This is a genomic window from Ruegeria sp. O6 (assembly GCF_056535045.1).
Genome location: NZ_JBQERM010000001.1, coordinates 330369 through 349714, shown reverse-complemented (window position 1 = coordinate 349714; position 19346 = coordinate 330369). Strand labels below are relative to the sequence as shown.

Sequence of the window (19346 nt, the reverse complement as noted above, 5' to 3'; positions counted from 1 at the left end):
CCAATTACCAGCGGCGTTCAAAGCGGCGGCGCAGGATGATAGCGATGATATTCATGGTCAGCAGGAACATCAAAAGGATGATGATTCCGCCCCAGGCCTTTTCGTAGAACCCGACATCAGCGCGTGCGGCCCAAGTGTAAATCTGGGCGGGCATTGCCGAGTTCGGCTCGGTAAAGCCGGCAAGGAACCCGTCGGGATATCCCCGCGCCACAAAGCCTACCATGCCGATCAGCAACAACGGTGCAGTTTCACCCAAGGCTTGTGCCAGACCGATGATGGTGCCGGTCAGAATGCCTGGTGCGGCCAAAGGCAGTACGTGGTGGAACACAGCCTGCATTTTCGAGGCCCCTACCCCCAACGCTGCATCACGGATCGACGGCGGAACCGCTTTCAGCGAGGCGCGGGTCGAGATGATGATCGTCGGCAATGTCATGAGGGTCAGAACCAGACCTCCAACCAGCGGCGCCGATTGTGGCAGGTGCATGAACTGGATGAACACGGCCAGACCCAGAATACCGAACACAATCGACGGCACGGCTGCAAGGTTCGAGATGTTCACTTCAATCAGGTCGGTGAACCTGTTCTGTGGAGCGAATTCTTCAAGATAGATCGACGCTGCCACACCAATGGGCAGCGACAGGCCCAAAACCACCAGCATCATGAAAAACGACCCAATGACCGAGGCGCCGATGCCGGCACCGCCCGGGTTGTCAACGCCAGAATCCGCGCCGGTGATGAACGGCCAGTTGAAAGCCTGCTTGATGATGCCCGCCTGTTCCAGCGCATCAACCAGATCCAGATCGCTTAGCTGTAGAAACCGGCTGTCCTGCAAGGAGTCACGGGACACGCGGCCTTTGAAATACCCGTCGACCCGGCTGGAGGCGGCCAGATCAAACTTGACCGGATCACCCAGCTTGCCGGGGTTATCGGCATAGTAAGTTCGGATTGTACCGCCGATTTTACCAAGAAGACGTTCGATCGCCTCTTCGTCGAAATCAACGCTGATCCCTTGGTCTTCCAGTTCCTTGCTCAGCTGAGCGATGAACAGGTTGGAATAGGCCTTGGTCTTGAACAACGTACCTTCCGCCTCGTCTCGCTGCGCAGCGGACAAGGTGAAATCCACGCTGACAACAGTGCGCTGAAAGGCCGGAATACCCTGCGACAGGATTGAGGCGAACAGAACGATCAGGAAGAACAGGCCCGTTGCAATAGCGACAATCCCGTAGGCCCGAAATCGTTTCTCTGCATTTGCGCGTTTTTTGGTATGTGCATCCGCTACAGTCAGCGAGACAGAGCGATGACCTGTTTCAGGACTTTGCATACTGGCGTCGGTCATTCGTATTGCTCCCGATACTTACGCACGATGTAGAGGGCAAAGATGTTCAGCCCAAGCGTGAGGGTGAAAAGGGTCATGCCCAGTGCAAAGGCCACAAGCGCTTCGGGCGAAGCGAAATCCGCGTCTCCGGTTAGCTGGCTCACGATTTTTGCGGTGACCGTCGTCATGGCTTCAAACGGGTTCAGGCTCAGCCGTGCTGCCGCCCCTGCCCCAAGAACCACGATCATAGTCTCACCGATGGCGCGCGATGCGGCCAGCAGGATCGCCCCCACGATACCCGGAAGCGCAGCTGGCAGAACGACCTGACGGATGGTTTCCGATTGCGTTGCGCCCAATCCGTAAGAGCCGTCGCGCATGGCCTGCGGCACCGCATTGATGATGTCATCGGACAAAGAGGACACAAACGGGATCAGCATGATGCCCATGACCAACCCAGCGGTCATGACTGCCGTGCCAGCTTTCATCCAGCCAAGCCCCTCATCCCCGAACAGGCCAAGCAAAAGCGGACCAACGGTCAGCAGCGCAAATAGGCCGTAAACGATGGTCGGGATACCGGCCAGAATCTCGAGCAGCGGTTTTGCTACGGCGCGGACACGGGGGGAGGCGTATTCGCTGAGGTAAATCGCGGCGAACAACCCGATCGGGACGGCCACCAGCAGGGCAACGAGCGAGATATAGAATGTCCCCCACAACAAGGGAATAATACCAAGCTCAGACGACCCGCCGCGCCCCGAAAAGCTGGGGGCCCATGTCGTGCCGAAAAAGAAATCGGTAGCAGGGTAGAGCTTGAAGAATTCCCAAGTGTTGAAAACCAGGGACAGGACAATCCCGACAGTGGTCAGAATTGCGATGGATGCGGCCGCCAGCAACAGGATACGCACCCCCTGCTCGACCACATTACGCGCGCGGTATTCCGCGCGAGTTTGAAACCAGCTGACCGCAGCACCGGCGAGTGCGGTCAGTATGACGGCGACTGCCATGATCGAATAGCCGGTCGCATTCATGATCCGATAGGTTTGCGCCGCGCGCAGCACAGGTTGCGTGATATCCGACGTCACCACCTGCCCGGCATCCTTCAGACGCTGGGTCATGTCGATTACATCCGCGCGCGCGTTGCGCGCCAGTTCCTCGGGTATCTGCCCGGCGGCAACCGCGTTGTCCAGACCGTACGCGGTGCGACGGACCTCGGCCATGACCAGATTTAGGGACGAGCCGTCTTGGATGGCAGAACCCGAGATCGTTTCAGAAACCTGAGAGTTCACGTAAAGCGGTTGTACCAGCAACCAGAGGATCATAAGGCCGAATGCGGGTACGATCGTCTTGAGAGCGACATTTGCGCCATAATACGACGGCAGCGAGTGCAAAGCCCGGATATCTCCTGTGGCGCTTTGCAGGGCGCGTGAGCGCCCCAACACGTAACCGACTGAAGCAATCGCTAGCACGATCAGAACGAGCCATACTATCGGCATGAAACCCCCATTTGGTCTTGGCCGGGAAAGCTGAAAAATGTGGGGGCGACAGAAATGCCGCCCCCGGTATTTCGAACCAAAGGCGGGATTAGCTGCCCGAACCCATGGTTACTTCGTTGGCGATTGCATCCTGAGTTTTTGCCAGCTCAGGGTCCGCAACCAGACCATAGTTTGCCAGAGGACCCGAAGCGCCTGCGATTTCGTCGTGGGTAAAGAACTGGGCATATTCTTTCAGGCCGGGGATCACGCCGATATGGGCTTTCTTCACGTAGAAGAACAGCGGGCGCGAAACCGGATATTCACCGGTCGAGATGGTTTCGGTCGAAGGAGCGATACCCGACATGGTTGCCACTTTCAGCTTATCGGTGTTGTTCTCGTAGAACGCCAGGCCGAAGATGCCGATGCCATTGGGGTTGGTGTCGATACGCGCCAGCGTTTCGGTGTAGTCACCATCAATGTCGACCGCTTTCCCGTCGGTACGAACGGCCAGACATGCATCTTCTGCGTCGTCTTCGCTCATACCGCCAGCAATCATGGCTTCCATCGCGCCGGTCGCTTCACAACCGATCAGCAGAACTTTTTCTTCGAACACTTCACGGGTGCCGTGTTTGGTGCCCGGAATAAAGCCAGCGATTTCTACATCAGGCAGTTCAGGGTTGAATTCGGCCCAAGTAGTGTAAGGATTATCAACCACTTCACCGTCTTTCAGAACTTTTGCGCCCAAAGCGTTAAAGATGTCGGCAGGTTCAAAAGCGGTGAAGGCAGGACCGGTCTGCTGGCTTGCAAAAACGATACCATCATAACCGATGCGGACTTCCATGATGTCAGTCACACCGTTTTCGGCGCAGGCTTTGATTTCTTTTTCACGGATCGCGCGCGATGCGTTTGCAATGTCGATGGTGTTTTCACCAACACCTTCACAGAAACGCTTCAGACCAGCTGACGAACCGCCCGATTCAACAACCGGGGTCGGGAAATCGGTGTTCTCACCAAACAGTTCCGCAACGATCGAGGCATATGGCAGAACGGTCGACGAACCGGCAACCTGAACGTTGTCACGGGCAGCAGCGGTGGTTGCCGAGACGGCGGCGATTGCCAGCGCAGAAGCCGACAGTTTCACAAAGGACATTTCAGTCTCCTTGAAAAGGTATGATTGATCACCCCCATGATGATCCTGCGTGCACCCCTAGGGGTCGTGCGTAAGCCTTTTGTGACAAGTGTGTAACGCTTTTATGACAACTCTCGAATATCCTGAGATTTCGAGTCAGAAAATCGTAACGAGGCAGATTTCGTAGGGTGGTAATGCGGGAAGGGCTACCGTGGTAAGATGACCGTAAACACGGAACCTTTTCCCAACTCACTTTCCACGCGCAACCGTCCGCGGTGGCGATTGACGATGTGCTTGACGATGGCCAGCCCCAGCCCCGTTCCACCCAACTGGCGGGACCTGTGGTTGTCGGCGCGATAGAATCGCTCGGTCAGGCGTGGCAGGTGTACGGAATCAATTCCTGGCCCCTTGTCGATGACCTTCACCCGCACCCCTGGCCCACGCATCGCCGCGTCACGCTCTGATGACAGAACGCGGACTGTGACGCTACCACCGCTGGCACCGTATTTTATTCCGTTTTCGATCAGGTTGGTGAATACCTGCCGTAACTGATCGCTGTCTCCGGTAACGGAAAGCGGGCCGTCCTGTGCGTCAAGCGTCAGCGTCACGCCCGCCTCTTCCGCAAGGGGGCGCAACGAGTTCATGGTGGATTGCAGCAGCCCTGTCAGCTCCAGCTGTTTATTTGGGCGAACTCTTTCTTCGCTTTCCACGCGGTTCAGGGACAAAAGATCGCCAACCAGCCGGTTCATCCTGTTGGCTTCATCGGCCATGATTTGCAGGAACCGGTCACGCGCAGCCGGATCGTTACGTGCAGGGCCGCGCAAGGTTTCAATGAAGCCCATCAGCGCCGTCAAAGGCGTCCGCAACTCGTGACTGACATTGGCAACAAAGTCGCGGCGCATCTGACTTGCCTGCTCCAGATGCGTGACATCTTGAAAAGTGGTCAGAACGGCCCCGCCCGACACAGCTCCGACCCCGTTCATATACCGGCATTGCACATCAAATGTTGTGTCCTGCGCGCCATCATTGGAAAGATGACGCGCTGCCTTGCTTCCTTTGGACTGGAGGCTTTGCTCAATCGCTTCAAGAACCTGTGGCTGCCGCAGGATGGTCGCGAAATGCCGCCCCTCGATATTCTGCCCCAGAAGGGTTTTCGCATCCGTATTGGCGGCAATGATCCGTTCGGTCTGATCCACTATCAGCGCGGGCATTGGGATGGCCTGAACAAATCCGTCTAGAAGGTCATCTGACATGCTTCAAACCCCGATCAATCCGCGCGCTTTATTGAACAGGTCTCAGAGTGTCCCGAAACCTGCGCATGTTTTCCTGATAATGCAGCGCGCTTAGGGTAATCCGTTTTGCTGCGGCCTCGTCAAGCTGGCGCACCACTTTGCCCGGAGACCCCATCACAAGGGAATTATCCGGAATCTCCTTGCCTTCCGTGATCAGGGCCCCTGCCCCGATCAGGCAATTCCGCCCGATCCGGGCACCATTCAGAACAATCGCGCCCATTCCGATCAGAGTATTTTCTCCGATTGTGCACCCGTGCAACATCACTTTGTGTCCGATGGTGCAATTCGGACCGATCGACAAAGGATACCCGGCGTCGATGTGCATGACGCAGTTTTCCTGAACGTTGCTACCTGCACCAACGCGGATTTCCTCGTGATCTGCGCGAATCGTGCAGCCGAACCAAACCGAGGCGCCCTGTTCCAGCACAACCTTGCCGATCAGGTTGGCATCGGGCGCAACCCACGTGTCCTCGTGAATTTCGGGCATGTGCTCGCCTAAAGCGTAGATCGTCATGACAGCCCCTCGAATTCGTTTTGAAGTTTGCGCACGTGCTGTTGCAGATTTGGCTGTTGAATACGGCGCATCCGTTCGGCGCTGACGATGGTCTTCAGCTTCTTCTCGGTCGCCTCAAGATCGTCATTGATCAGGACATAATCGTAATAGCCCCAGTGGCTGATCTCGTCCCAGCTTTTGAGCATCCGCCTTGCGATAACTTCATCGCTATCTTGCCCACGTGATTCCAGACGGCGGCGCAGTTCGGGGATCGAAGGCGGCAGGATGAAGATCGACAACGCATGCTTACCCAGATCCGAGTTGCGGATCTGAACCTCGCCTTGCCAGTCCACGTCGAACAGCACGTCCTTGCCTGCGTGGATCGAACTGCGAACCGGATCAGCGGGTGAGCCGTAGAAGTTACCGAAGACATGCGCATGTTCCAGCATCTGGCCATCGGCGACCTTCTGCTTGAACTCGTCTTCAGAAAGAAAATAGTAGTCCCGCCCATCTTCTTCCCCCGGACGCGGGGCACGGGTTGTGGCCGAAACCGAAAACTCAAGGTCCTTGTCCCAGTCCATCAGCCGCTTTGCCAGGGTGGATTTGCCTGCCCCGGACGGGGAAGACAGGATGATTAAAAGGCCTCGGCGATCCGCCATATCAGTCGTTCCCATCTTTATTCTACGTTTTGCACTTGTTCGCGCATCTGATCGATCACCGCCTTCAGTTCCAGCCCGACAGCCGTCAGCTCCGTACTCTGAGCCTTGGAACATAGCGTGTTGGTTTCGCGGTTGAACTCTTGCATCAGGAAATCAAGCTTGCGTCCGACAGCCCCGTCCTGCACAAGCAGCTCTCTTGCTGCGGCCACATGTGCAGACAGGCGGTCGATCTCTTCGGTAATGTCGGCTTTGACCGCGATCAAAGCCAGTTCCTGCGCGACGCGATCCGGGTCCGCGCCCTGCGCGTTGTCCAGTACGTGTGCCAGATTGTCCCGCAGTGTCGCGGCCATCTTGTCCTTACGATGCACGGCCAGATCAGCTGCCTGAGCTGTCAGCGCCGCAACCTGATCCAACTGAGTGTACAGCACGGCGGCCAACGCTTCGCCCTCGGCCCGGCGCATATCGACAAAAGCGGCCAACAGGTCGTTGAAATCTTCGGTCAGGCGCGCCACCAATGGCGCGGGATCATCCGCATCTGCGGTTGCATCCAACATGCCTTTCAGTGTCAAAAGGTCCGAAGCCCGCGCCGGTTCCAGAGCGATACCGCGCGCAGCTGCCATCTTGTGTGTTTGATCCAATGCGCTCAGGGCAGCGGCCATAGCGACCTCGTTCAAGGCCAGCTCCGAGGCAGAGTCCTCGCGGGTCAGACGCATTGACAGGGTCACATTCCCACGGCTCAGGGATTTTGACAGCGTGGCCCTAAGGACCACCTCAAGCCCGGTCAGCCAATCAGGGACGCGCAAGCGCATATCAAGGCCTTTGCCGTTGACACTGCGCAACTCCCATGTCCAGCTGTGCGGTCCGTATTCCCCTTTCCCCGAGGCAAACCCGGTCATGGATCTGATCATGACTGTCCTTTCCTGTGACCTCACCCTTTTGGATGTGTGCCGCACCTAATGCGATTGGCCGGTGCAGAGCAAGAGTTTGCTGAGGCAGCATTTGTTTGGCGTAAGTTAACCATTCGTTAAAGAATTACTCCAAAATTGAATAAACCCGAGTCAAACTACCCCTGGTAATGGCTTGCAGGCCACAAATGCTCCGGTTGTGTTGCATTTTATGAAAATGGCGGCCAATTGACGTTCGGGTGAAGAAAATGAAAACCTTTTTCGGGACTGGTTCCGGGTCAGATTTTGGAAAGATCGTCGCAATGGATCGCTTTGACAGTGGGCGCAGCCTTACGCCGATCCGCCAGGCCGAGGCGTATTGGACTGCATTGCTGAGCGGTGACGGTGTTCCGATGCGGTCTCAGGTCGACCCGCGTGGACTGGAAAACATACTTGAATATACTTTCATTCTTGAACGGATCGCGCCCGGCCTGGCCCGGTTTCGCCTTGCCGGAAGCCACTTGAACGCGCTTGCGGGGATGGAGGTTCGCGGCATGCCTGTGACGGCCTTTTTTCAACCTGATGACCGCGCCAGTCTTAAGGACGTTCTGGAGCAGGTTTTCGCAGCACCCGCCGTTGCCGAACTGGGGTTGGATTCGAGCGGGATACTGGGACGTACCCGGATGCAGGCCTGCATGATCCTTTTGCCGCTCAAAAGCGATCTGGGCGACGTCAGCCGGGTTCTGGGCGTCATGGTTGCGGATGGTGCGATTGGTAAAACCCCACGCAGATTTTCGATTACTGATACGCGGATCAAATCGTTTTCGGAAGTTCAGGCACCAGTTCCTGCTGTGCCTCAAACCGTTGACGGTTTTGCCGAAGACCAAACGGATTTCAAACGCGCGGCCAAACACCTTCGTCTGGTCGTGTCGCGCGATGACTGAACCAGTCTGAACACCCGGAACAAAAAACAGCGGACCGATGGCCCGCTGTTTTTCTTTCTTTTCGAACGCTTAACTTGCGGCGCGTTTTGACCCGTTGCGGCGCAGGTTGGTCAGTTCTTCCGCCACAAGGAACGCCAGTTCCAGCGACTGAGACGCGTTCAGGCGCGGGTCGCAAGCGGTGTGGTAGCGATCCGACAGATCCTCTTCGGTTACAGCACGCACACCACCGGTGCATTCGGTAACGTCGAGACCGGTCATCTCGAAATGGACACCGCCGGGGATCGTGCCCTCAGACTGATGCACGCCAAAGAAATCGTGTACCTCACGCAGGACAGAATCGAACGGACGGGTTTTGTAGCCCGTGGCCGACTTGATGGTGTTGCCGTGCATCGGGTCGCAGACCCAAGTGACCTTGGCGCCTTCTTCCTTCACGGCCTTGACCAGACGCGGAAGGTGTTCACCCGCCTTGCCCGCGCCAAAGCGCGCGATCAGAGTCAGGCGGCCCTCTTCATTTTCAGGGTTCAGCTTCGACATGAGAACCTTGAGGTCTTCTGCCGTCGTCGTCGGACCACATTTCAACCCAATCGGGTTCAGAACGCCACGACAGAACTCGACATGTGCACCATCAGGCTGTCGCGTACGGTCGCCGATCCAGATCATGTGACCAGACCCGGCCAGCCAGTTGCCCGAGGTCGAATCCAGACGGGTCAGCGCCTCTTCGTACTCCAGCAACAGACCTTCGTGACTGGTGTAGAATTCAACAGTCGAGAATTCGTGTGTCGTGTCTGCCGTGATACCGGCCGCTTCCATGAAGTCGATGGTGTCCTGAATGCGATCTGCCACCTCAGAGTACTTCTGAACATCCTGTTCGTCGGTAAAGCCCAGAGTCCACGAATGGACGCGGCTCATGTCGGCGAAGCCACCAGTTGAGAAGGCACGCAGCAGGTTCAACGTGGCCGCCGCCTGCGTGTAGGCCTGCAACATCTTTTCGGGATTCGGAATCCGCGCTTCGGGCGTGAACGCCAGTTCGTTGATGATGTCACCGCGGTAGCTGGGCAGCTCGACACCTTCCACAACCTCGGTCGGGGCGCTGCGTGGCTTTGCAAATTGGCCGGCCATACGACCGACTTTAACCACCGGCACCTTGGCACCATAGGTAAGAACCATCGCCATTTGCAGCATCACCTTGAAGGTGTCACGGATCGCATCGGCGCTGAATTGTTCAAAGCTTTCAGCGCAATCCCCGCCTTGCAGAAGGAAGGCCTCGCCGCGACCGGCGGCACCAAGATGTTGCTTGAGGCGCCGCGCCTCACCGGCAAAGACTAGCGGGGGATACTGCGAAAGCTGGGCCTCGACCTTGGCCAATGCGGCCGCGTCGGTATAGTCTGGCATCTGAACCCGGGGCTTGTTGCGCCAGTTCGATTTTTGCCATTCGGTCATAGCTTTGATCTCCGCTGAAGTGTTCAGGTCGCCTCTATACAAAAAGCAATGAAGAGTGACCATATCCCATTTGCGCCTCTTGACGCCGCAAACAAGCTTTGATCATGGTGACTGCCAAATACGCTGCGGGATACCAGGTTTTCCTGCGCAGAATTAAGGACATTTTGTCATGCAAGTGCAACGCCAAGCAGTCACGGTCGAAAATGCTGGGGCCACGCCCCGCCATTTCGTTTTTGTCCTGTTGGACAATTTTTCGCTGCTGTCTTTTGCGTCAGCGCTCGACAGTCTGCGCATCGCAAATCGCATGGCGGACAAACAGCTTTATACATGGACACTTTCCGGTGAAGGCGGAAACTCGATTTCATGTTCGGCCGGGACCGAATTCAAGCTGGACCGTGATCTTGAGGAGTTGCAGCGCGACGATGTCGTTCTGATTTGCGGAGGCGTTGACGTACAGGCAGCCACCACCAAACGCATTCTGAACTGGTTACGACGCGAGGCACGGCGCGGATTGCGCATCGGCGGTCTGTGCACGGCTGCTTATACCCTGGCCAAGGCCGGGTTACTGGACAACAAGCGGGCGACGATACATTGGGAAAACTCAGACAGTTTCATCGAAGAATTCGATGAGGTCGAGTTGACGAAGGCTGTCTTTCAAATTGACGGCGGTCGTATGACAACGGCAGGGGGGACCTCGTCTATCGATCTGATGCTCAAGTTGATTGCAGACGATTTTGGCGAAGACCTGGCAAATGCGGTGGCGGACCAGATGATTTATTCGTCAATCCGGACAGATCAGGATACGCAACGTCTGTCGACACCGACGCGGATTGGGGTCCGGCACCCCAAGCTGAGTCAGGTCATTCTCATGATGGAAAAGAACATCGAAGAGCCGATCTCTCCTTCGATTCTGGCCAAGGAAGTCGGTATGTCGACTCGCCAGCTTGAGCGTCTGTTCCGGCGCTATCTCAGCCGCTCGCCCAAGCGGTACTATATGGAACTTCGCTTGCACAAGGCGCGGAACCTGCTGATGCAAACGGATATGAGCGTCATCAACGTAGCCCTGGCATGCGGCTTTGCCTCGCCCAGCCATTTCTCGAAATGCTACCGCGCACATTACAACACCACGCCCTATCGCGAACGCGGAGCGCAGAGCGGGCGGCTATCGGTGTAAGGTCACTCCGCCGGAGCCATTCTGTAAACTGCCCCCCGCCCAACCGAGATAAACCAGATCGACCCATCTGGCGCTTCGACGATATCGCGGACGCGCTCGGTTTCAGGGCTTCTGATCTGTTCGGCCTCGTGCATCGGCTGACCGTGAAGCCGTGCGATATGGTCAAATTTCAACGACCCTACGAAGATATCACCCTTCCATTGCGGCCATAGCTTGCCGGAAAAAACCAGCAGACCGGACGGCGCTATGGAAGGATCCCAGTAGTAAACTGGCTGTTCCAGCCCTTCTTTAGCTGTACCGTCGCCGATTTTTTCACCCGAATAATGCGTGCCATATGAAATAACCGGCCAACCATAATTCCGCCCTGCACGGGGTTGGTTGATTTCATCGCCACCCCGCGCCCCGTGTTCCGAGATCCAAAGTCGGCCAAGCGCGTCCAAATCCGCGCCCTGCGGATTTCGATGGCCGTAAGACCATATTTCGGGTTCGATATTCGATTGCCCGACAAAGGGGTTATCCGCCGGAACTGTCCCATCGCGATTGATGCGAATGACCGAGCCCATGGGATTGGACCGATCCTGTGCATTCTCTGCCTGTCCCCGTTCGCCCAAGGTCACGAATAATGTCCCGTCCGGCTTTTCGACCACACGGCTGCCAAAATGGCGACCACCTTTACCACCTGGCGATGCCTCGAAAATTACTCGAAGGTTCTGAAGGTTTTTGCCAGTCTCGGAAAGGCGCGCAACCGCAACAGCAGTTCCTGCACCGTGGCCTTGCGGTTTTGCGAAGGTCAGAAAGACCTCTCGGCTTTGATTGAAATCGCGTGAGATCGTGACGTCCAACAATCCGCCTTGCCCCAAAGTCGCGACCTTTGGAACGCCTGAAACATCCTCCACTTGTCTATTTCGAACATACAGCAACCTTCCATCCCGTTCCGTGACGAGGAAGCTTTCATCGGGTAAAATGCCAATCGCCCATGGGGTCTCTAGCCCGCCAACCATTTCTTCCAGTTGGACAATCCCGGCTGAAACCGACAGCGTCTGGGCCGCGGCACTCAAGGCGCACAGTGAGAAAGAGAGAATCATCGCCGTTCTGAGCATTCTGGTCCCTTTCGGTGACAATCAGGGGTGAGTCCAAACAAAACAGATAGAATTTCAAACGAAAAAAACACGTTTGCGTTAGGACTTTTCTTTTCCGAACAGCTTGCCTAGGGTCGTCGCCAGAACGAATACGTTCACAACTGGGAGTAACCATATGAAAAAGCTGCTTACTGCAACTGCAGCAACTGCATTGCTGGCCGGCGCAGCCATGGCCGAAGATGTCAAACTGGGGATTTTGATCGGCTTTACCGGCCCGATTGAATCGCTTGCCCCCGCCATGGGATCGGGTGCCGAGCTGGCAATCGCCGAAGTCAACGAATCCGGCAAGTTCATGAACGGTGCCAGCGTGGCTGGTGTACGTGCTGATACCGGCTGTATAGACAATGGTCTGTCCACCTCGAACGGCGAGCGTATGATCGCTGACGGCGTTGCAGGCATCATCGGCGGCGACTGTTCGGGTGTAACCGGCGCGATCCTGCAGAACGTTGCCATTCCAAACGGCATGGTCATGATCTCGCCGTCGGCGACCTCGCCCGGCCTGTCGACCATGGAGGACAACGGCCTGTTCTTCCGCACCGCGCCATCGGATGCACGCGAAGGTCAGGTTATGGCTGATATCCTCAAGGATCGCGGCATCAACTCGATCGCGCTGACCTATACCAACAACGACTATGGCAAAGGTCTGGCCGATGCGATCCAGACGTCCTTCGAAGCGGTTGGCGGCGAAGTGACCATCGTTACGGCGCATGAAGACGGCAAGGCCGACTATTCGGCTGAAGTTGGCGCGCTGGCCTCGGCCGGTGGCGACATTCTGGTTGTCGCGGGTTATCTGGACCAGGGTGGTCTGGGCATCATCCAGTCGTCGCTGGACAGCGGTGCGTTTGACACCTTTGGTCTGCCCGGTGGCATGATTGGCGACTCGCTGCCCGCAAATGTCGGCCCCGACCTGAACGGCTCGTTCGGTCAGATCGCCGGGTCGGGTGGTGAAGGTGCAGAAAAGTACTTTGCACTGGCTGAAGCAGCCGGGTTTGACGGGTCGTCGCCCTATTCGCCCGAATCCTATGACGCGGCAGCGCTGTTCATGTTCGCCATGCAAGCCGCCGGTTCGACCAACCCGGCAGATTACGCGGGCAAAGTTATGGACGTCGCCAATGCGCCGGGTGAAAAGATCTATCCGGGTGAACTGGCCAAAGGTCTGGAACTGCTGGCCGCCGGTCAGGACATCGACTATGTCGGCGCGTCCGGTGTCGAGTTGATCGGCCCCGGCGAAAGCGCAGGGTCGTACCGCGAGATCGAAGTGACCGACGGCGAAAACAAGACCGTCAACTTCCGTTGATCCCGCATATCAAGCTATAAAATCAGACAGCCCGGGCCTTGTGTCCGGGCTGTTTCAATGACAAAAGGCTGCACCTCGTTTCACGGGGACAAGGCAAGGGGATACCATGATCGTCGTCGAGGACGTGCATAAGCATTTCGGCGGGTTTCACGCGGTGGACGGGGCGTCGCTGGAAATCCAAAAAGGGTCGATCACCGGCCTGATCGGGCCCAACGGGGCCGGAAAAACCACTCTGTTCAACGTGATCGCCGGTGTTTTGCCTCCGACCAGCGGAAAGGTGGTTATGGATGGTGAAGATATCACTGGCCTGCCTCCGCATGAGCTGTTTCACAAAGGTTTGCTGCGCACGTTCCAGATCGCGCATGAATTCTCGTCGATGACCTGCCGCGAAAACCTGATGATGGTGCCCGGTGCGCAATCGGGTGAGGCGCTGTGGAATACCTGGTTCGGACGCAAGCGCATCGCTGATGAAGAGCGCGCGTTGAAAGCCAAGGCAGACGAGGTGCTGGAGTTTTTGACCATCGAACATCTGGCCGATCACAAGGCCGGTCAGGTTTCGGGCGGTCAAAAGAAACTGCTGGAACTTGGTCGTACCATGATGGTGGACGCCAAGATCGTATTTCTGGACGAGGTCGGAGCAGGCGTGAACCGCACCCTGCTGATGACCATCGCTGATACGATCCTGCGCCTGAACAAAGAGCGTGGTTATACGTTTGTTGTCATCGAGCACGACATGGATTTCATCGGCAAGATCTGCGACCCGGTCATCTGCATGGCCGAGGGTAAGGTTTTGGCCGAGGGTACTCTGGATGAGATCAAGGCAAACGAGCACGTGATCGAAGCCTATCTTGGCACCGGCCTCAAAAACAAAGACAAGCTGGAGGCCCAGACATGACCGCTGGCATGAGCGACAACCCCTATCAGGACGACAAGGGCAACAAGGACGCATCGATTACCAACACGCAAGGTATCGGAACAATGACGCCTGCCCATCGTAAAAGCGGGACGACTCATCGCGTTGAAGGCGGCCCGTTTCTGATCGGCGACACCATGACCGGCGGTTATGGCAAAGGCCCGGATATCCTGCATGACTGCACCATTGCCGTGGACAAGGGTGAGATCGCCGTTATCGTCGGCCCCAACGGTGCGGGCAAGTCAACGGCGATGAAGGCCGTGTTTGGGATGCTGGATGTGCGCGCCGGCTCTGTACGTCTAGACGGCGAGGATATCACCAGCCTCACCCCACAAGATCGCGTGATCCGCGGTATGGGCTTTGTTCCTCAGACATCGAACATTTTCACCTCGATGACTGTCGAGGAAAATCTGGAAATGGGTGCCTTTATCCGTCACGACGATTTCTCGGACACGATGGAGCAGGTCTATGATCTGTTCCCAATTCTGCGTGACAAACGCAACCAACCTGCCGGCGAACTGTCTGGCGGTCAGCGCCAACAGGTTGCCGTGGGTCGCGCGCTGATGACGCAACCCAAGGTCCTGATGCTGGACGAGCCCACCGCAGGTGTCTCACCCATCGTGATGGATGAGCTTTTTGACCGCATCATCGAGGTCGCACGCACCGGCCTGCCGATCCTGATGGTTGAACAAAACGCCCGCCAGGCACTGGAGATTGCCGATAAGGGATATGTGCTGGTTCAGGGGCGAAACGCCTATACCGGTACGGGCAAGGAATTGCTGGCTGATCCGGAAGTGAGAAAGAGTTTCTTGGGCGGTTGAGGATGAGACGGCGCACAAACTCCCATTTGGTGCGCACCGTCCTCCTCATTCTAGCAGTGGGTTCGCAGAAACACGTTGCTTCAAGGAAAACAGTGTAGAAAATCACTGCATAACTAAGTGCAACCGCCTTCCTAATTCTCACCCCGCCGGATTGCTACAATATCCGGAGTCATTCGCGGCATGTGGACCTTTGACCGACATGTCATAGTGCAGGTTATCGAAATCCACCACAAAGGTCACCACGTCCTGATCCATGATATGCAGGAAGGTGAGCGAGTTCAGACCGGGAATAATCTTCGCCTCGCCCTTGATGTTTTCGGCCACGATGAACCCCTTGTCCGTCTCACCCGACCGCGCCAGAGTCACCGATCCCCCGTTTTTGTCGGAGAGGCAATTGACGACAAAATCCGCGCCATTCAGCGGGTCGTCGATTGCAGCTTGTACGAATGTGGGCATCAACAGGCCAGCCGTGATCAGCGCGGTAAATCTCATGAGTTTCTTCCTTCTGTTACTTATGCCTGCCTTCGCGCGCTATTACGCTCGCGAGATCAGCCTTATATTTCGGTCCTGGCTGCGCTCGACAATCACATCTTCCGCAGCTCAACGAAGTGAATTTAGGAAAAACCCTTTCGTATCATAGACCTGAACCAGCTATTTCACCGGAACTTGAGGCCTGGTGAGGTGGTGTGCGCTCAGCTTGAGACAAGAACAATCTGGGGCCCTAGATTGGCAGACAGAACGGCCCGGCGCGGGTCACTTTGAACCTGAATCGCTCAACCCATGTCTGATTGTGTTTTCAATATGTCAGGATAATGGTGCGTTAAATTTGAGGACGTTAAACATGACTATTATTTATTTGTTTTAATGGCTCTTTCACGAGACCAAATCGGTTATTTTCACGCGTGATTCAAAGGGCAAAAAACACGCTTAAGTTCAATTTGTGACATAATGGAGCTTTAGGCGGGCCATCCACGCCGGTCGGGCCATATTACTGAACCAATGGCTCGACAGTTCGAAGGCGAATGCAAAATCGAAGACAAGGACCCGCAGACTATGAAACTCTGGATCGCTTTGCCGCTTGCCCTATTTTCGGCCACTCAGGCAGTAGCCGAAGAACGCCACCTATTGTGCACCTCCGACCGCGACGGCAGCGAAATCCGCCTTAGCCGTGCCGCGGACGGTGACAAAGGTAACATTGAAACCCCAATAGCCGCAGGCGATGCTGTGATCCTCAAAGGCGTGGGAAGCATGACGTTCATGTATATCGAAGGTCAGAACGTGATGACGCTGGTGGTTCAACTTGACGACATGTCCTATGATCTGTCTGTCAAAGGTCCCCATGCCGACGAAGATTTCGGCAAATGCCAAGACGTTCAGGCGTGACTTTGCATCCAAGCAAAACTGCCGGGTGGCCACGCTGACCTCAAAAGTCGCGCGGCTTCACCTGCGCGTTTGGTTCTCGGAAACTCACAAGCCTTGCTGGTTCCGCGTTACCCTGGCAAAAAACGTTCGCCCAATTCGTTGAAAACCATAGCCGTGTGTTGAATTACCAATGGTACACATGCCATAAAGCCGCACCCGGACAGTGAGAAGAATTCATGGATTTACTGAACGCGTTGGTCACACTGGCCAACTTTGTCATCGTGCCTGCGATTGCCTATGGCAGCCAGCTGGCATTGGGAGCGCTTGGCGTGACCCTGATCTACGGCATCCTGCGGTTTTCGAACTTTGCACATGGTGACACCATGGCCTTTGGGGCGATGATCGCTGTGCTTGTCACTTGGGGCTTACAGGCCGCTGGTGTCAGCTTTGGGCCGTTGCCGACTGCCCTGCTCGCCCTGCCCTTTGCCATCCTTGGCTGCATCCTGCTGGTGTTGGTCACGGACAGGCTGGTCTACCGCTTTTACCGCGAACAAAAGGCCAAGCCGGTTATCCTTGTGATCGTATCAATGGGTGTAATGTTCATCATGAACGGTTTGGTGCGCTTTATCATCGGGCCGGATGACCAAAAGTTTTCGGACGGTGCAAGATTCCTGATATCCGCGCGGGACTTCAAATCCATGACAGGCCTACAAGAGGGGCTGGCTATCAAGACCTCGCAAGGGATTACACTGATAGTGGCCGTTATTGCCGTGGCCTTGTTGTTCTGGTTCCTCAATAAAACACGAACCGGGAAATCGATGCGCGCCTATTCCGACAACGAGGATCTGGCGCTTTTGTCCGGCATCAACCCTGAACGTGTTGTGATGATCACCTGGATCATCGTGGCCGCCTTGGCGACCACAGCGGGTGTTCTTTACGGGTTGGACAAGAGCTTTAAACCCTTCGTCTATTTCCAGCTTCTGCTGCCGATATTCGCTTCGGCCATCGTGGGTGGCCTTGGTAACCCACTGGGCGCAATTGCCGGCGGGTTCATCATCGCGTTTTCCGAGGTGACGATCACCTATGCCTGGAAAAAAGTACTGACCTATGTGGCCCCCGAAAACCTGGAGCCGTCCGGATTGGTCCAGCTCCTGTCCACCGATTACAAATTCGCTGTCAGCTTTGTCATCCTGCTGATCGTGCTTCTGTTTAAGCCCACGGGCCTGTTCAAGGGAAAAGCAGTATGACCGAATCTGTCAAAAACACTCTGCTTTTCATAGCTGTTGGCAGTCTGATTCTGCTGACCGGTTTCACGCAAAGTTGGAACACTGCCGTTCTGATCCTGAACATGGGGCTGATCTCGGCCATCATGGCGATCGGTGTGAACCTGCAGTGGGGCTTTGCGGGCCTGTTTAACGTAGGGGTTATGGGCTTCGTCGCGCTGGGTGGTCTGGCCGTGGTTCTGGTTTCGACAGAGCCTACTCCGGGCGCTTGGGGCGCAGGCGGTTATGGTATCGTTCTGTCCTTGCTACTGGGGGCTGCCACCGTTGTTGCAGCCGTACTGGTGGCAACAAGAATACCCAAAGGCCGGGTGCAAACGCTCACAATAATCACTGTCCTTATCGTCGGCTTCTTCCTCTACCGGGCCGTGTTCGACCCCAATGTTGCCGCGGTCGAGGCCATTGACCCGGCGATTGCCGGTAACATCGGTGGACTGAACCTGCCCGTTCTGCTGGCCTGGCCTGCCGGAGGTCTGCTGGCTGCCGGGGCGGCGTGGCTGATTGGCAAAACCGCGCTAGGGCTGCGGTCAGATTATCTGGCAATTGCCACACTGGGTATCGCCGAGATTATCATCGCCGTCATGAAGAACGAGGACTGGTTGGCCCGCGGCGTGAAGAACGTCTATGGCATCCCGCGTCCCTCCCCGGTTGTCGGGTATGAAGTTGACTTGCAGCAAGATCCGGCTTTTCTTGCCCGCGCCGAATGGCTGGGGCTGGATCCGGTCACTGCATCCACCCTCTCGGTGAAACTTGGGTATTCGCTGCTGTTCATGCTGGTTCTTCTGGTGCTGCTCTGGATGGCGCAAATGGCGCTGAAAAGCCCGTGGGGCCGTATGATGCGCGCAATCCGCGACAATGAAATTGCAGCCGAAGCGATGGGCAAGGACGTCACCCGTCGCCACTTGCAGATTTTCGTATTAGGGTCGGCCATTTGCGGCATCGCAGGCGCGATGATGACCACTCTGGACGGACAGCTGACGCCGGGCACTTACAATCCGCTGCGCTTTACCTTCCTGGTTTGGGTCATGGTGATCGTTGGCGGTTCGGGCAACAACTTCGGGGCCGTTTTGGGTGCGTTCCTGATATGGTTCTTGTGGGTTCAGGTCGAACCGATTGGCTTGTGGTTGATGAGTGTTATCACTGCAGGCTTGCCGGATGGCAGCGCGCTGAAGGCACATCTTATTGATAGTGCCGCACATATGCGCCTGTTCACGATGGGCCTGATCCTGTTGATTGTTCTCAGATTCAGCCCAAGGGGTCTGATCCCCGAGAAATAGGTCCGCGCCACGTTCCAATGCGCAAAACCGCGCCACTTATCTGGCGCGGTTTCTTGATTCTTAAGGTTTTTCTGAATAAACGAACCCACCACAGTGTTTTCGATTTGCGGCAGGTTGCTGGCACTCACCCTCGCCTATGCCGTTTCAATCGATCAACAAGACGAGTAGACAAGAGTAGAAAATGAAAGCACCACATCTGAAATCACTCATTCTGTTTCCGGCTATTGCCGTTGCAGTATCCGCCTGCGTCCCCAGTCCCGAAGATCTTGAGACGACGCCGGTCAAAGTACAGACACCAAAAGGTGTCGTGACCTGTCAGTTGTATCGTCAGGATCGCGTGACCTGGGACCGTGCAATCGACTTCCCAGCCACGAAGATGTCTGTTCCCGAGGCTGACGCCTATTGTCGCCAGGAAGGCCAACGCCGACTGAAGTAAACGCTGTAGCGCCCACCAAGGA

General features: G+C 56.2%; 19 protein-coding genes. 9 read left to right on the top strand and 10 right to left on the bottom strand.

Annotated features, from left to right (window positions below; all coding sequences use genetic code 11):
* Nucleotides 1-4: 4 nt before the first annotated feature.
* The 7 genes from pstA to ACR0DY_RS01675 form a co-directional block, all read right to left on the bottom strand.
* On the bottom strand, nt 5-1336 hold the full coding sequence (gene pstA / locus ACR0DY_RS01705) for a phosphate ABC transporter permease PstA (RefSeq protein WP_480480929.1): 1332 nt from the start codon (nt 1334-1336) through the stop codon (nt 5-7).
* The gene (gene pstC / locus ACR0DY_RS01700; protein ID WP_480480927.1) at nt 1333-2805 is read right to left on the bottom strand and encodes a phosphate ABC transporter permease subunit PstC; all 1473 of its coding nucleotides are present in this window, start codon (nt 2803-2805) and stop codon (nt 1333-1335) included. Before pstC ends, pstA begins: the two co-directional genes overlap by 4 nt.
* Before the next feature lie 88 nt (nt 2806-2893).
* Entirely contained in the window at nt 2894-3934 is a 1041-nt protein-coding gene (locus ACR0DY_RS01695; RefSeq protein ID WP_209503925.1) for a substrate-binding domain-containing protein, read from the bottom strand.
* A 185-nt stretch (nt 3935-4119) separates the two neighbouring features.
* Entirely contained in the window at nt 4120-5166 is a 1047-nt protein-coding gene (locus tag ACR0DY_RS01690; RefSeq protein WP_480545576.1) for an ATP-binding protein, read from the bottom strand.
* Between the two features lie 28 nt (nt 5167-5194).
* A complete protein-coding gene (locus ACR0DY_RS01685) occupies nt 5195-5719 on the bottom strand; it encodes a gamma carbonic anhydrase family protein (RefSeq protein WP_480480923.1) in 525 nt (174 codons plus the stop codon).
* On the bottom strand, nt 5716-6357 hold the full coding sequence (gene gmk / locus ACR0DY_RS01680; RefSeq protein ID WP_209503922.1) for a guanylate kinase: 642 nt from the start codon (nt 6355-6357) through the stop codon (nt 5716-5718). The genes ACR0DY_RS01685 and gmk overlap by 4 nt, the downstream gene beginning before the upstream one ends.
* A 17-nt stretch (nt 6358-6374) precedes the next feature.
* The gene (locus tag ACR0DY_RS01675; protein ID WP_480545575.1) at nt 6375-7265 is read right to left on the bottom strand and encodes a YicC/YloC family endoribonuclease; all 891 of its coding nucleotides are present in this window, start codon (nt 7263-7265) and stop codon (nt 6375-6377) included.
* Between the two features lie 245 nt (nt 7266-7510).
* Between ACR0DY_RS01675 and ACR0DY_RS01670 the strand changes: the two genes are divergently transcribed.
* Nucleotides 7511-8185 (top strand): PAS domain-containing protein, encoded by a 675-nt coding sequence (locus tag ACR0DY_RS01670; RefSeq protein WP_480545574.1) that lies wholly within the window; start codon nt 7511-7513, stop codon nt 8183-8185.
* A 69-nt stretch (nt 8186-8254) separates the two neighbouring features.
* Here ACR0DY_RS01670 and ACR0DY_RS01665 read toward each other — a convergent pair whose 3' ends face one another.
* On the bottom strand, nt 8255-9625 hold the full coding sequence (locus tag ACR0DY_RS01665; protein ID WP_480623016.1) for a class II 3-deoxy-7-phosphoheptulonate synthase: 1371 nt from the start codon (nt 9623-9625) through the stop codon (nt 8255-8257).
* Nucleotides 9626-9794: 169 nt separating this feature from the next.
* Here ACR0DY_RS01665 and ACR0DY_RS01660 point away from each other — a divergent pair, with 169 nt between their 5' ends.
* Nucleotides 9795-10799, top strand: a complete 1005-nt coding sequence (locus ACR0DY_RS01660; RefSeq protein WP_480472786.1) for a GlxA family transcriptional regulator — start codon at nt 9795-9797, stop codon at nt 10797-10799.
* Nucleotides 10800-10801: 2 nt separating this feature from the next.
* On the opposite strand, the gene ACR0DY_RS01655 is transcribed toward ACR0DY_RS01660, so the two are convergent.
* Entirely contained in the window at nt 10802-11899 is a 1098-nt protein-coding gene (locus tag ACR0DY_RS01655; RefSeq protein ID WP_480897713.1) for a PQQ-dependent sugar dehydrogenase, read from the bottom strand.
* 154 nt (nt 11900-12053) lie between these two features.
* On the opposite strand from ACR0DY_RS01655, the gene ACR0DY_RS01650 reads away from it, so the two are divergent.
* From ACR0DY_RS01650 to ACR0DY_RS01640, 3 genes are all read left to right on the top strand, one after another.
* A complete protein-coding gene (locus tag ACR0DY_RS01650; RefSeq protein ID WP_209503916.1) occupies nt 12054-13235 on the top strand; it encodes an ABC transporter substrate-binding protein in 1182 nt (393 codons plus the stop codon).
* Nucleotides 13236-13341: 106 nt separating this feature from the next.
* On the top strand, nt 13342-14130 hold the full coding sequence (locus tag ACR0DY_RS01645) for an ABC transporter ATP-binding protein (RefSeq protein ID WP_209596275.1): 789 nt from the start codon (nt 13342-13344) through the stop codon (nt 14128-14130).
* 8 nt (nt 14131-14138) lie between these two features.
* Nucleotides 14139-14969, top strand: coding sequence for an ABC transporter ATP-binding protein (locus tag ACR0DY_RS01640; protein WP_267366696.1), 831 nt, complete (start codon nt 14139-14141; stop codon nt 14967-14969).
* A gap of 138 nt (nt 14970-15107) precedes the next feature.
* Here ACR0DY_RS01640 and ACR0DY_RS01635 read toward each other — a convergent pair whose 3' ends face one another.
* On the bottom strand, nt 15108-15461 hold the full coding sequence (locus tag ACR0DY_RS01635) for a hypothetical protein (RefSeq protein WP_480505160.1): 354 nt from the start codon (nt 15459-15461) through the stop codon (nt 15108-15110).
* Between the two features lie 561 nt (nt 15462-16022).
* Here ACR0DY_RS01635 and ACR0DY_RS01630 point away from each other — a divergent pair.
* The 4 genes from ACR0DY_RS01630 to ACR0DY_RS01615 all read left to right on the top strand — a co-directional run bounded on the left by ACR0DY_RS01630 (nt 16023) and on the right by ACR0DY_RS01615 (nt 19324).
* Nucleotides 16023-16352 carry a hypothetical protein gene (locus ACR0DY_RS01630; protein WP_480480907.1) on the top strand — a complete coding sequence of 110 codons (330 nt, stop codon included), beginning with the start codon at nt 16023-16025 and terminating at the stop codon, nt 16350-16352.
* Between the two features lie 215 nt (nt 16353-16567).
* On the top strand, nt 16568-17578 hold the full coding sequence (locus ACR0DY_RS01625) for a branched-chain amino acid ABC transporter permease (RefSeq protein WP_267366195.1): 1011 nt from the start codon (nt 16568-16570) through the stop codon (nt 17576-17578).
* Complete coding sequence (locus tag ACR0DY_RS01620) at nt 17575-18888, top strand: branched-chain amino acid ABC transporter permease (protein WP_480480904.1); 1314 nt, start codon at nt 17575-17577, stop codon at nt 18886-18888. Before ACR0DY_RS01625 ends, ACR0DY_RS01620 begins: the two co-directional genes overlap by 4 nt.
* A gap of 181 nt (nt 18889-19069) precedes the next feature.
* Nucleotides 19070-19324: a hypothetical protein gene (locus ACR0DY_RS01615; protein WP_209503910.1), complete on the top strand. Its 255-nt coding sequence runs from the start codon at nt 19070-19072 to the stop codon at nt 19322-19324.
* Nucleotides 19325-19346 lie beyond the last annotated feature (22 nt).